We start from the raw sequence: 11,767 nt of genomic DNA, 5'->3' as shown, positions 1-11,767 counted from the left end.
CCCCTCTCATCCAGCCTTCGCTAGACAGGAGCATTCCCCCCATGGATATCTGGAACTGGGTTGAAAAACTGCAGGAAGACCTGCGTCAGGCCGGGCAGGCACAGAACGCCCACCTGCTGACCCGCCTTGCCGATGACGTCAGTGAACTGCAGGTCGACCGCGTCGATGCACTGCTGCCCGAAGCGCGCGCGCTGGGCAAGGCACTCGACAATCCCTGGGTCGACGTCTATGTCGGCCATTGGGCGCTGCGCAACCGCGTCGGCAACCGCATGGAAGGTGAAAGCGCACTGGGCGAGTCGGTGGCGCTGTTCGAGCGCGCACACCGTGCCGATACCCTGGACTGCCCACAGTCGATCTGCGTCACCCAGGATCTTGCCGCCTGTTACGGCAACATCGATGGTCCGGGCTGGGTGCCCGAGCGCATCGAGGTCTGCGACGAGACGCTGGGCCGCATCGACCCAAGCTGGGCCTGCTTCCAGTGCCTGAGCTGCGAGAAGGCGGACGCGCTGCTGGACGACGGCCGCGGCCAGGACGCGCTGGAGTACCTGCAGGTGCAGGCGGCGGCGATCCAGGCGCGTGGCAAGGAGGTGTTCGACAGCTTCCCGGAAATGCAGATCAAGATCCTGCTGGCCAGCGGCCGTGCGGAGGAGGCGCTGGCACTGATCGAGCAGCGCGAGGCCGAAGTGGCTGCTGCAGGCGACTACGAGCCGGCCAACTGCACAGTGCCGCGCCGTCTGTCCAAGGCCTGGGCGCTGGCGCAGCTGGGACGTGATGAAGACGCACTGCAGCAGCTGGTGGCATGGAACGAGCTGACGCCGAACCACTGGCGGTTGTGGGCCAATACCGCCTCGACACTGTGCAGCCGGGATGGTGCACGCAATACCTGGGATCTGGGGACGCGGTTCAACACGATCATCGAGCACTTCGCCGCGGTCGGCGCGCATCGCTTGGTGATCGAGATCGCTGCATTGAGCCTGGAACTGGCCCTGCAGCGTGGTGCGCGCTGGGTGGCGCAGCGCCAGCTCGGTCTGGCCCGGACCCATCTGGCGCAGCTGCGGCAGGATCGTGGCGCTGCCGCGCTGGTGGCCGGCTTGGCCGCACGGATCGAGGCACTGCCGGAGATGGCACCGCTGCCGGTGCCCGCCGATGAACTGCTGGCATGGCTGCAAGCGCAGGGCGAACAGCACCAGTCGCGCGATCCCGAGCGTGAAGCGCAGTGGCTGCTGCAGGCGCACGCCGAGCAGCCCGACGACGACGCACTGGCCGAGGTCGCAGCCTCGGCGCTGCACGCCTGCGGCGCTACCACCGAAGCCATGGCGCTGCTGTGGGACTTCGTGCGCGGCCACGCGCAGGAAGATGGCGCGGCGGCCTACACCCTGATGCGTTGGCTGGCCGAGCAGGGCGATGATGATGGCCTGCGCCGGCTGGCCGCGACCTATCGCGACAGCGTGCCGGTGTTCGCGCACTGGTGCGAAGTACAGCGTGCACGGCGCGCGTCCGACTGGCCGGCGATGGAACAGGCCGCGCAGGCGTTGTTGGCGTTGTCGCCGGGCTCGAACGGCGCACGCCGGACGCTTGCCAGCATGTACATGGAGACCGGCCGTTTCAGCGATGCGCAGGCCTGCTACGCGCAGTTGGTGGAGACGCTGGAGGAGCCGAATGCCGCGCACTGGGACCACATGAGTGCCGCCAGCGCGGCGCGCGACTGGGATGCAGTGCGCCGCTCGGCGGCCGCGATCGGCATGGAATTGTCCAGCCAGCAGGGCGTGGTCGAAGAGCCCTGGGGCTGGGTGATCATCCGCAGCGAAGACGGCGGCGAGCCGGTGGAGTACTACGCCCGCCGCAGCGGGCCGGTGACCGCGCGCATCGTCGAGAACGCACCGGCCAACCGCGCGCAGCAGGTGGGTGACTGGGTGGTGTTCGACGCCGGCCTGGTGCACCCCGCACCAGAAGATGAAGCCGAGCGCGAGCACTTCATTCCGACCTATGCGCAGGTGCACGTGCTGGAGCGGGGTGGATTCGCCCGCAGCTGGCTGGTCGACGGCGCGCATCCGGGCGAGGCGGCATGGAACGCGCTGGTGGAAGCGGCCGAGGCGCAGGGCTGGAAGGTGTGGTCGCACAGCCGTGCGGACTACACCGTGACCGATCCGGATGCCGAAGACGGGGCGCTGCCGGGGCTGCTGTTCACGGTCGCCCAGCCGCAGGATCACGCGCCGCTGGCACTGCATCGCTTCCTGCAGCAGGCGACGGCGGAGTGGGCGCACCCACACTGCTGGCTGCGCCTGGCCGAGGCCTGCGACCAGGACCGGCAGCCGCATCTGGATGCGATCGAACGGTACGGGTTGTAGTCAGAGGATAGCGGGTGGGTGCCGACCGTTGGTCGGCACGCCGCTATCGCGTGCGTCCGAACACCAGTTCGATCACGAACTGGCTGCCGAAGAAGGCCAGCAGCAGCAGCGCCATCGCGGTGAGGGTCCAATGCACCGCCTTCGCACCGCGCCAGCCATAGCGGCGGCGGCCGATCAGCAGCGTGCCGAACACGATCCAGGACAGGATGCTGAGCACGGTCTTGTGCACCAGCTTCTGGGCCAGCAGGTCATCGACGAACAGCACGCCGGTGACCAGGGTCAGCGTAAGCAGCGCAAAGCCGACCGCGATCACCCGGAACAGCAGCGCTTCCAGGTCCGCCAGCGGGGGCAGGGCGCGCAGCCACGGGCGGAAATCACGGCGGCGCAGGGCGCGTTCCTGCAGCCACAACATGATCGCCAGCAACGCGGCGACGCTCAGGGTGGCGTAGGCGAGCAGCGCCATCCACGCGTGCGTGGCCAATTGCCAGCCCAGCGGCTTGCTCGGCTCGTGGCCGTAGGCGTGATAGATCCACAGCACCACGGCGGCCATCGGGAACACCAGCACGCCAAGCGCCGCCATGCGCCCGCGCGCGGCGACCAGCGAGGTCAGCCACGCCATGCCCAGCCCGACCAGCGACAGGGCGGCGAAGAAGTGCATGTCCGGGCCGCCGCTGGTACGCATCGCCACCAGCACGTGATAGCCGCCGTGCAGCAGCATCGCCGGCAGCGCCGGCCACAGCCAGGCCGGGGAGGTCACCGCATCATCGCGGACGACCGCGCGCACCAGCAGGCCGGTGGCGGTCAGGTACAGCAGGGTCGCGATGAGAACGATTGTCATCGTGTCAGTTTCGCATACCCCCGGGGTGCTGGCGATGCCCGCAGCGCCGCCGCCGGGGCCGGTCCGGGAGCCGGGGCGGAACCGTTATACTGGCGGTCTCATTGTCTTTTGTTCTGAACAGGTCGCTTCCATGTTCGAGTCCCTGACCCAGCGCCTCTCCGGCACCATCGAGCGGCTGCGTGGCCGCGGTCGCCTGACCGAGGAAAACATCCGCGAGGCCACCCGCGAAGTCCGCATCGCGCTGCTTGAAGCCGACGTGGCGCTGCCGGTGGTGCAGGCGCTGGTCGAACGCATCAAGGTGCGTGCGGTGGGCCAGGAAGTGCTCAAGTCGCTGACGCCCGGCCAGGCGCTGATCAAGGTCGTGCGCGACGAGCTGACCGCGGTCATGGGCTCGGCCGCCTCGGACCTGAACCTCAACGTGCCGGCGCCGGCGATCATCCTGATGGCCGGCCTGCAGGGTGCGGGCAAGACCACCACGGTGGGCAAGCTGGCCAAGCACCTCAAGGAAAAGCGCAAGAAGAAGGTGATGGTGGTCTCGGCCGACGTCTATCGTCCGGCCGCGATCGAGCAGCTCAAGACCCTGGCCGACCAGGTCGGCGTGCTGTTCTTCCCGTCCACCGCCGACCAGAAGCCGGAAGCCATCGTCCGCGCTGCAATCGATGACGCGCGCAAGTCGTTCGTGGATGTGCTGATCGTCGATACCGCCGGTCGCCTGGCCATCGACGAAGCGATGATGGCCGAGATCAAGGCGCTGCACGCCGCGGTCAACCCGGCCGAAACGCTGTTCGTGGTCGATGCCATGACCGGCCAGGATGCCGCCAATACCGCCAAGGCCTTCGGCGATGCGTTGCCGCTGACCGGCGTGGTGCTGACCAAGACCGACGGTGACGCCCGTGGCGGTGCCGCGCTGAGCGTGCGCTACATCACCGGCAAGCCGATCAAGTTCGTTGGTGTGAGCGAGAAGCCGGACGGCCTGGATGTGTTCCATCCGGACCGTATCGCCAGCCGCATCCTGGACATGGGCGACGTGCTGTCGCTGGTGGAGCAGGTCGAGCAGCAGGTCGACAAGGACAAGGCCCAGAAGCTGGCCGAGAAGGTCGCCAAGGGCAAGAAGTTCGATCTGAACGACATGCGCGACCAGCTGGAGCAGATGCAGAACATGGGCGGCATCGGCGGCCTGATGGACAAGCTGCCGGGCCTGGGCCAGATCCCGGAGCACCTCAAGCAGCAGGTCAGCCAGGGCAAGGAAGTGCCGCGCATGATCGCGATCATCAACTCGATGACCAAGAAAGAGCGCCGCAACCCGGGCCTGCTCAACGGCTCGCGCCGTGCCCGTATCGCGCGCGGTTCCGGCCTGACCCCGGCCGACGTCAACAAGCTCATGAAGCAGTTCCAGCAGATGGAAAAGATGATGAGCAAGATGGCCGGCGGCGGCATGAAGGGCATGATGCGCAGCATGAAGGGGATGATGGGCGCCATGGGCGGCCGCGGCGGCATGCCGTTCCGCTGAGTCCTGCGCACGTGCATTCCGGGCAGGGGCGGTGCGGCGTATGCTGGCACCGTCTCCTTCCACAGGTGCGCCGCGCGTGAATGGTTCCCCGCTTCTCGAACGCGCCGACAACTTCTGTCGGCGTTTTGCATTGCAGGCCCCGATCCTGCTCGCACCGATGGCTGGGGCCTGCCCCGTGCCGCTCTCGGCCGCGCTGGCCAACGCGGGCAGCATGGGCGCGATGGGCGCGGTGCTGTCCCAGCCGCAGGACATCGTGGCGTGGATGACCGATTTTCGCGCGCAGTCCGCCGGGCCGGCGCAGGTCAACGTCTGGATACCCGACCCGCTGCCGTCGCGCGATGCCGATGCTGAAGCGGCGACACGCCGCTTCCTGGCGCAGTGGGGCCCGGAAGTGCCGGCCAGCGCTGCCGATGCCGGGCCGGCCGATGTCGACGCGCAGTTCGATGCCTTGATCGAGGCGCGCCCGGCGGTGGCCTCCACCATCATGGGCGTGTTTTCTCCGGCACAGGTGCAGCGCCTCAAAGACGTGGGCATTGCCTGGATCGCCTGTGCGACCACCTTGGCCGAAGCGCGGGCCGCGCAGGCGGCCGGTGCCGATGCGGTGGTCGCGCAGGGGTTCGAGGCGGGCGGCCATCGTGGTGCGTTCGATCCGGACGCGGCCGAGCGGCAGCTGGTCGGATTGTTCGCGCTGCTGCCGCGGCTGGCCGATCATCTGGATATCCCGGTCATCGCGGCCGGTGGCATCGCCGATGGGCGCGGCATCGCAGCAGCCCTGACGCTGGGGGCGAGTGCGGTGCAGGTGGGCACCGCGTTCCTGCGCACCCCGGAGTGCCATCTGAATCCGGCATGGTCACAGGCCTTGGCCAGTGCCGAACCGGAAGACACCTGGCCGACGCGCGCCTTCAGTGGTCGCCTCGGCCGTGGCCTGGCCACCGCGTATGTGCGCGCCGCGGCGTCTGCTGATGCACCACCGCCGCGGCCGTATCCGGTGCAGCGTGGACTGACCGCGCCGATGCGCGCGCAGGCGGGCCGCGACAACGCGCTGGATGCGATGCAGGCCTGGGCGGGGCAGTCCGCGTGGATGGCCCCGGCGCGCCCGGCGGCCGAGGTGCTGCAGCAGATGTGGGCCGATGCGAAGGCGTTGCTCGGATGAGGCTGTACTGCAATGGCCGCGTTGCCAGCGCCGATGATCTGGCCGGCGCACTGACCAACTACGGTCATTTCACCTCGCTGCAGGTGCGCAATGGCGCGGTGCAGGGGCTGGATCTGCATCTGCAGCGTCTGCAGGAGGGCACGGTGGAGCTGTTCGGCACCGCACTGGATCCGCTGCAGGTGCGCGCCTGGATGCACGCCGCGCTGCAGGCCGAAGGTGGGCTCGATGCCTCGCTGCGGGTGACCGTGTTTTCACGGCAGTTCGATTTCCGGCAGCCGCTGCAGCCGGTCGCCGTCGATGTGCTGGTCGCCGCCGCGCCACCGGTCGATCTGCCGGTGATAGCGCGGCGGCTGCGGACGGTGCGCTACCAGCGTGAGCTGCCGCACGTGAAGCACGTCGGCACGTTCGCGCTGTTCCAGCAGCGCCGCGAGGCCTTGCTGGCCGGGGTGGATGACGCGCTGTTCGTCGGCGACGACGGCCTGGTCAGCGAAGGCACCACCTGGAACATCGCCTTCGCCTCGGGTGACACGTTGATCTGGCCGCACGCGCCGGCGCTGCGCGGTACCCAGGAGCGCCTGCTGCAGGCCGGGTGGGGCAGTGATCAGCAGGCGCGGCCGGTCGCGCTGGCGGACCTGGCCGGGTTCGATGCGGCCATCGCCTGCAACGCAGCCGGCATCTGGCCGATCGCGGTGATCGATGGGGGCGTACTGACCAACTCGGCGGCGTTGTGCGCCAAGGCCCGGCAGGTGCTGGCGGCCGCGCCCTGGCAGCCGTTGGTGGCCTGAACCGCCTGATCTGCAGGCCCTGTTCAGCTTTCCCGGTCTTCACAGGCTTGGAATGACCGGAGGCCGCCGCTATAATCGCCGGCTTACCGCGCCATCCTGGCGACTGGGCAATTGAGGAAACAACACCATGGTCAAGATTCGACTGACCCGCGGCGGCGCCAAGAAGCGTCCGTTCTACCACATCATCGTGACCGATTCGCGCAGCGCCCGTGATGGCCGCAACATCGAGCGCGTCGGTTACTACAACCCGGTTGCCCAGGGTGCCGAGTCCCGCATCGTGCTGGACCTGCCGCTGGTCGACAAGTGGGTCGCCAACGGCGCCCAGATGACCGACAAGGTTCGCAACCTGTACAAGGAAGCGACCAAGGCCCAGGCCTCCGCGGCCTGATCCTGAAGGGCCGCGCCTGCCGCGGCCCATCGGTCTATACAGATGAAAGATACCGAGCGCCGCATCCTGCTGGGCAGGATTGTCGGCGCTTTTGGTGTGCGAGGCGAGATCAAGCTCGAGTCCTGGACCGAGCCGCGTACCGCCATTTTCCACTATCAGCCCTGGATCCTGCGGACCCCCGCCGGCCAGGAGAGCACGCTCACCGGTGCACGCGGACGTCAGTCCGGCAAGCATCTGGTCGCCGTGTTTCCCGATATCACCGACCGCGATGTGGTCGAGGCGATGTACGGGACCGAAGTCTATGTCGCGCGCAGCGCGCTGCCGCCCCCGAAGCCCGATGAGTATTACTGGGTCGATCTGGAGGGCTTGCAGGTGCGTACCGTTGAAGGTGTCGAACTTGGGCGGGCGTCACACCTGTTCTCGACCGGCTCCAACGACGTGCTCGTGGTGCAGGGGGATCGTGAGCGGATGATTCCGTTCGTGCAGCCCGAATTCGTCGTCTCGGTGGATTTCGAGGCCAACCTGATCGTGGTCGACTGGGATCCGGAGTTCTAGGCCGGATGCGTATCGACGTCGTCACGTTGTTCCCCGAGTTCATGGCGCAGTCGGCCGCGCTGGGCGTGGTCGGCCGTGCTGCCGAGCGCGGTCTGCTGGACCTGCACGGCTGGAATCCGCGTGACTATGCCGAAGGCAATTACCGACGGGTGGACGACCGTCCATTCGGGGGTGGGCCGGGCATGGTCATGCTGATCGAGCCGCTGCGGGCCTGTCTGGCGGCCGCGAAAGCTGCCGATCCGGCGCCCGCGCCGGTGATCTACCTCAGCCCGCAGGGCAGGCCGCTGACCCAGGCCAAGGTCCGGGAGCTGGCGGCACTGCCGCGCATGATCCTGCTCTGCGGCCGCTATGAGGGCATTGACGAGCGCTTCCTCGATGCCGAGGTCACCGAGGAAATTTCCCTCGGCGATTACGTCCTGTCCGGCGGTGAGCTGGGCGCGGCGGTGATCGTCGATGCGGTGACCCGCCTGCAGGACGGGGCCCTCGGCGATGCCGAATCGGCCGCGCAGGACAGTTTCGAAGGCCCGCAGGGGCTGCTGGACTGCCCGCATTACAGCCATCCGGCCCAGCATGAATGGGGCACTGTCCCGGATGTGCTGCGCTCGGGCAACCATGCCGCCATCGCCCGCTGGCGCCGGCAGCAGTCGTTGCTGCGCACGGCGCTGCGGCGGCCGGATCTGCTCGACGAAGGCCAGTTGTCCAAGGCCGACCGCGTCCTGCTGGAGCAGGCACGGCAGGCCGTTGCCAAGGATCCAACCCCCTAGCGCGGGGGCGGGATCTTGTTTACAATTCGGGATTGCCATCGGCCTTTTGGGGCTCGTTGGCAGGAACCCCTACAAAAAACGTGCAGCACAGTCCGGTGACTGCATGAGCCCACGTTGTCGAACGACACGATCACCCGAACATTATCGGTGCACCCATGAGCAAGCTGAACAAATCCATCCTCTCGGACTTCGAATCCGCCCAGATCACCCGCGAGCTGCCGAAGTTCAGCCAGGGTGACACCGTCGTCGTCAACGTGAAGGTGAAGGAAGGCAACCGTGAGCGCGTGCAGGCTTACGAAGGCGTCGTCATCGGCACCAAGAACGCCGGCCTGAACTCCGCGTTCACCGTGCGCAAGATCTCGCACGGCTACGGCGTCGAGCGCGTCTTCCAGACCCACAGCGCCATCATCGACTCGGTCGAAGTGAAGCGTCGTGGTAAGGTCCGCGCCGGCAAGCTGTACTACCTGCGTGGCCTGGAAGGCAAGGCTGCCCGCATCAAGGAAGATCTGGCTGCTGCTGCACAGGCCAAGGCCGCGCGCCTGGCTGCCAAGGCTGCCCAGTAATTCCCGGCCGACAACGTTGGTTGTCGCCTCAAACGGCCACCTTCGGGTGGCCGTTTGCGTTTGTGGCCTGCATCGCGGGCTGACGCTGTTTTTTTTGCTGGCTTTCCCTTCCTGCTGAGGAGACCGAGATGGACCGTTATCCCGCCGATGTTCGTCACGCGTTGCAGGCCATGGCCGACGCCAACGTGCCCGCCGGCATGCGCGCACCGCCGATGCATCGGCTGTTGTGGCGCATGGGGCTGCGCGTGCCGCCACCGCTGCTCGCCAGCTTCAGTGCCAACCTGTTCGTGATGGGTGGGCTGTTTGGCGTGTTGTGGGGCGTGTTGTGGCGCGCCTTGATGTGGCTGGTTCTGGACCTTGGCTCGCTCACGCTCGGCATCACCGTTGGCAGTGCTGTCATGGCCGGGCTGTTGTTCGGCGTGATGATGGCGCTGCTGATGCGCTACCAGCGCCGGCGCTTCGGACTGCCGGCCTGGAAGACCCTGCTGCAGGGGCGCGTGGCTTAATCCGGGCGGGCAGTGCCGGGCCGGGCCGGTTGCAGCGGGGTGGTCGGGTTCGGATCCGCCACCGGGGAGGGCGGCGAGGCGGGCACCTCGGCCGGGGCGGCCAGTTCCTCGCGATGACTGGGCAACATCCGCGCCTTGCGCCAGCCGCCCCAGCGGTAATACGCCAGCGACATCAGCATCGCGCAGAACGAGCTGACCGGGAAACTCCACCACACCGCGTCGGCCCCCCAGCGGTCCTGCAGCAGCTCGGCGAACGGCACGCGGATGCCCCACAGCGAGGCCGCCAGGATCAGCAGCGGGGGAATCACCGCGCCGGTCGAGCGCACCACGCCGGAGATCACGAAGTTCACGCCGAAGAACAGGAACGACCACACCGCGATGTGGTTGAGGTGGCGCGCTACCTCCAGCGCCTGGCTGCCCTCGGGCAGGAACAGGGCGAGCGTGTAGCGGTCGAGCAGGATCAGCGGCAGGATCAGCACGCCGGTCAGCAGGAAGTTGTAGAGCACGCCGCTGCGGGCGGTGCCGCGCACGCGATCCCAGCGCTGCGCGCCGACGTTCTGCGCGGCCATGGTCGAGCACGCCGCACCGATCGCCATCGCCGGCATCTGTACGTACGTCCACAGCTGCAGCGAGGCGCCATACGCGGCGGCGGTGTCGGTACCGTAGCTGTTGACCATGGTCATCATCAGGATCATCGACAGCGAGATCAGCACCATCTGCAGACCCATCGGTACGCCCTTGACCACCAAGGCGCGCAGGATCTCGCCATCGATCTTGAACAGCGCCATGTCCTTGCGGCCCAGCCACAGCACATGGCGCTTGTTGCGCATGTACCAGAGCAGGCCGAGCAGCGAGAGGGTCTGCGCGATCAACGTGGCCCAGGCCGCGCCGGCGATGCCCAGCTGCGGGAACGGGCCGATGCCGAAGATCAGCAGCGGGTTGAAGCCGATATCCAGCACCACCGAGAGCAGCAGGAAGCGGAACGGCGTGCGTGAGTCACCGACGCCGCGCAGTGCCGAACTGAGGAACGCGAAGGCATACAGCGTGGGCATCGCCAGGAAGATGATGCGCAGGTAGGCCTCGGCCAGCGGCAGCGATTCGGCCGGTGTGCCCATCGCCGCCAGCAGCGGATGCGACAGCCACCAGCCGGCGATCGCGATCACCACCGACAGGCCGATGAAGAAGGTCGCACTGGTGCCCATCACGCGGCGGGCCTGGGGCAGGTCGCGCGCGCCCATCGACTGGCCGATCAGGATCGAGGCGGCCATGCCGATCCCGAACACCGAGCCGATCAGGAAGAACATGATGTTGTTGGCGTTCGCGGTGGCGGTCAGCGCCGCCTCGCCGAGGAAGCGGCCGACCCAGATCGCGTTCACCGAGCCGTTCATCGACTGGGCGATGTTGCCGGCCAGGATCGGCAGGGCGAACAGGAACAGATTGCGCCCGATCGGGCCCGTGGTCAGGTCAAGCGGCGCTTTGGCCATGTGCGCTGGAGATCAAGCTCAGAGAGCGGCACACTAGCACCAAGCCCATCAAGGGGATATCGCGATGCGCACTTCATCGTCTCACCGCACGTCAGCCACTCCCCCGGTAGTGCCGGCCGCTGGCCGGCTGCAGATGCTCCCGGCTGACCGGTTCATCCCCGCCGCGATGGCCCTCTTGATTGGCGCCGCGCTGACCGCATGTTCGAGTACGGACGACCGCCTGCGCGATGCGCAGGTGCGGCCGATGGACCGACCGGAATGCCAGGTCGGCAGCCAGCGCCGCGATCTGGATGCCGGGGTACCGGCACTGATCGGTGGCACCGGGTGCCGCGGTAATCCGGACGCGACGCACCCCCTGAACCGACAACCGGCCAACGCCGTGGAGCTGGGTAGAAAGCATGACTGATGCAACACCGGTGGCCGCCGTGCGGCTGGATGTGTGGCTGTGGGCCGCACGGTTCTATCGAACCCGCAGCCTGGCCAAACAGGCGGTGGAAACCGGCAAGGTGGATGTCGCCGGGCAGCGCCCGAAATCCTCGCGCGCGGTGCGCGTGGGCGAAGCGCTGCAGATCAGCCGTGGCGATGAAGTGTTCGATATCGAGGTGCGTGGCCTGAGCGAGATGCGCGGCCCGGCGCCGGTGGCGCAGCAGTTGTATGCCGAGAGCGAGGCCTCGCTTGCACGCCGGGCGGAACTGCGCCTGCAGCGTGCGGCAGCGAAGAACGGTTACCAGCCGCCGGAGCACAAGCCGGACAAGCGTGCGCGTCGGTTGATCCGCGCGCTGGGGGATCTGGACGCGCTGTGATCTGCGTGCTGCACGCATGAAAAAAAGACCGGGCCATGTGGCCCGGTCTTTGTCTGTGCCTAGGGTGTTG

Annotated in this window: 13 protein-coding genes; 11 read left to right on the top strand and 2 right to left on the bottom strand. The window is 67.7% G+C overall.

Annotated elements, in window-relative coordinates:
- Positions 1-41: 41 nt before the first annotated feature.
- Positions 42-2,348 carry a tetratricopeptide repeat protein gene (locus AC06E9_RS15335; RefSeq protein WP_121043469.1) on the top strand — a complete coding sequence of 769 codons (2,307 nt, stop codon included), beginning with the start codon at positions 42-44 and terminating at the stop codon, positions 2,346-2,348.
- A gap of 43 nt (positions 2,349-2,391) precedes the next feature.
- On the opposite strand, the gene AC06E9_RS15330 is transcribed toward AC06E9_RS15335, so the two are convergent.
- Positions 2,392-3,186 (bottom strand): cytochrome C assembly family protein, encoded by a 795-nt coding sequence (locus AC06E9_RS15330; RefSeq protein WP_121043472.1) that lies wholly within the window; start codon positions 3,184-3,186, stop codon positions 2,392-2,394.
- A 130-nt stretch (positions 3,187-3,316) separates the two neighbouring features.
- On the opposite strand from AC06E9_RS15330, the gene ffh reads away from it, so the two are divergent.
- The 8 genes from ffh to AC06E9_RS15290 all read left to right on the top strand — a co-directional run bounded on the left by ffh (position 3,317) and on the right by AC06E9_RS15290 (position 9,410).
- Positions 3,317-4,696, top strand: a complete 1,380-nt coding sequence (gene ffh, locus AC06E9_RS15325) for a signal recognition particle protein (RefSeq protein ID WP_019184491.1) — start codon at positions 3,317-3,319, stop codon at positions 4,694-4,696.
- Between the two features lie 76 nt (positions 4,697-4,772).
- On the top strand, positions 4,773-5,849 hold the full coding sequence (locus AC06E9_RS15320; RefSeq protein ID WP_121043475.1) for an NAD(P)H-dependent flavin oxidoreductase: 1,077 nt from the start codon (positions 4,773-4,775) through the stop codon (positions 5,847-5,849).
- Positions 5,846-6,634 (top strand): aminotransferase class IV family protein, encoded by a 789-nt coding sequence (locus AC06E9_RS15315; RefSeq protein WP_121043478.1) that lies wholly within the window; start codon positions 5,846-5,848, stop codon positions 6,632-6,634. Before AC06E9_RS15320 ends, AC06E9_RS15315 begins: the two co-directional genes overlap by 4 nt.
- Positions 6,635-6,761: 127 nt before the next feature.
- A complete protein-coding gene (rpsP, locus tag AC06E9_RS15310; protein WP_017356068.1) occupies positions 6,762-7,022 on the top strand; it encodes a 30S ribosomal protein S16 in 261 nt (86 codons plus the stop codon).
- A 42-nt stretch (positions 7,023-7,064) separates the two neighbouring features.
- Entirely contained in the window at positions 7,065-7,577 is a 513-nt protein-coding gene (gene rimM, locus AC06E9_RS15305) for a ribosome maturation factor RimM (RefSeq protein WP_121043481.1), read from the top strand.
- A 5-nt stretch (positions 7,578-7,582) separates the two neighbouring features.
- Positions 7,583-8,341, top strand: coding sequence for a tRNA (guanosine(37)-N1)-methyltransferase TrmD (gene trmD, locus AC06E9_RS15300; protein ID WP_282257822.1), 759 nt, complete (start codon positions 7,583-7,585; stop codon positions 8,339-8,341).
- Positions 8,342-8,496: 155 nt separating this feature from the next.
- Positions 8,497-8,904: a 50S ribosomal protein L19 gene (rplS, locus tag AC06E9_RS15295; RefSeq protein WP_019184486.1), complete on the top strand. Its 408-nt coding sequence runs from the start codon at positions 8,497-8,499 to the stop codon at positions 8,902-8,904.
- Between the two features lie 128 nt (positions 8,905-9,032).
- Positions 9,033-9,410: a DUF6404 family protein gene (locus AC06E9_RS15290; protein ID WP_282257814.1), complete on the top strand. Its 378-nt coding sequence runs from the start codon at positions 9,033-9,035 to the stop codon at positions 9,408-9,410.
- Here AC06E9_RS15290 and AC06E9_RS15285 read toward each other — a convergent pair.
- Positions 9,407-10,894, bottom strand: coding sequence for an MATE family efflux transporter (locus AC06E9_RS15285; protein ID WP_478056351.1), 1,488 nt, complete (start codon positions 10,892-10,894; stop codon positions 9,407-9,409). The genes AC06E9_RS15290 and AC06E9_RS15285 overlap by 4 nt on opposite strands.
- Positions 10,895-11,060: 166 nt before the next feature.
- Between AC06E9_RS15285 and AC06E9_RS15280 the strand changes: the two genes are divergently transcribed.
- Positions 11,061-11,300 (top strand): hypothetical protein, encoded by a 240-nt coding sequence (locus AC06E9_RS15280; protein WP_259462208.1) that lies wholly within the window; start codon positions 11,061-11,063, stop codon positions 11,298-11,300.
- Entirely contained in the window at positions 11,293-11,697 is a 405-nt protein-coding gene (locus tag AC06E9_RS15275; protein ID WP_461770465.1) for an RNA-binding S4 domain-containing protein, read from the top strand. Before AC06E9_RS15280 ends, AC06E9_RS15275 begins: the two co-directional genes overlap by 8 nt.
- Positions 11,698-11,767: the final 70 nt, after the last annotated feature.

It is taken from the genome of Stenotrophomonas sp. Steno-Z10-BAI (assembly GCF_056393115.1).
The sequence above is the reverse complement of the archived record's forward strand: the minus strand, read 5'-3'. Positions and strand labels throughout refer to the sequence as shown.

Excerpts from the sequence above, each read along its gene's own strand:
- AC06E9_RS15335 (WP_121043469.1), top strand. The coding sequence starts at position 42 with ATGGATATCTGGAACTGGGTTGAAAAACTGCAGGAAGACCTGCGTCAG.
- AC06E9_RS15330 (WP_121043472.1), bottom strand. The coding sequence starts at position 3,186 with ATGACAATCGTTCTCATCGCGACCCTGCTGTACCTGACCGCCACCGGC.
- ffh (WP_019184491.1), top strand. The coding sequence starts at position 3,317 with ATGTTCGAGTCCCTGACCCAGCGCCTCTCCGGCACCATCGAGCGGCTG.
- AC06E9_RS15315 (WP_121043478.1), top strand. The coding sequence starts at position 5,846 with ATGAGGCTGTACTGCAATGGCCGCGTTGCCAGCGCCGATGATCTGGCC.
- rpsP (WP_017356068.1), top strand. The coding sequence starts at position 6,762 with ATGGTCAAGATTCGACTGACCCGCGGCGGCGCCAAGAAGCGTCCGTTC.
- rimM (WP_121043481.1), top strand. The coding sequence starts at position 7,065 with ATGAAAGATACCGAGCGCCGCATCCTGCTGGGCAGGATTGTCGGCGCT.
- trmD (WP_282257822.1), top strand. The coding sequence starts at position 7,583 with ATGCGTATCGACGTCGTCACGTTGTTCCCCGAGTTCATGGCGCAGTCG.
- rplS (WP_019184486.1), top strand. The coding sequence starts at position 8,497 with ATGAGCAAGCTGAACAAATCCATCCTCTCGGACTTCGAATCCGCCCAG.
- AC06E9_RS15290 (WP_282257814.1), top strand. The coding sequence starts at position 9,033 with ATGGACCGTTATCCCGCCGATGTTCGTCACGCGTTGCAGGCCATGGCC.
- AC06E9_RS15285 (WP_478056351.1), bottom strand. The coding sequence starts at position 10,894 with ATGGCCAAAGCGCCGCTTGACCTGACCACGGGCCCGATCGGGCGCAAT.
- AC06E9_RS15280 (WP_259462208.1), top strand. The coding sequence starts at position 11,061 with ATGGCCCTCTTGATTGGCGCCGCGCTGACCGCATGTTCGAGTACGGAC.
- AC06E9_RS15275 (WP_461770465.1), top strand. The coding sequence starts at position 11,293 with ATGACTGATGCAACACCGGTGGCCGCCGTGCGGCTGGATGTGTGGCTG.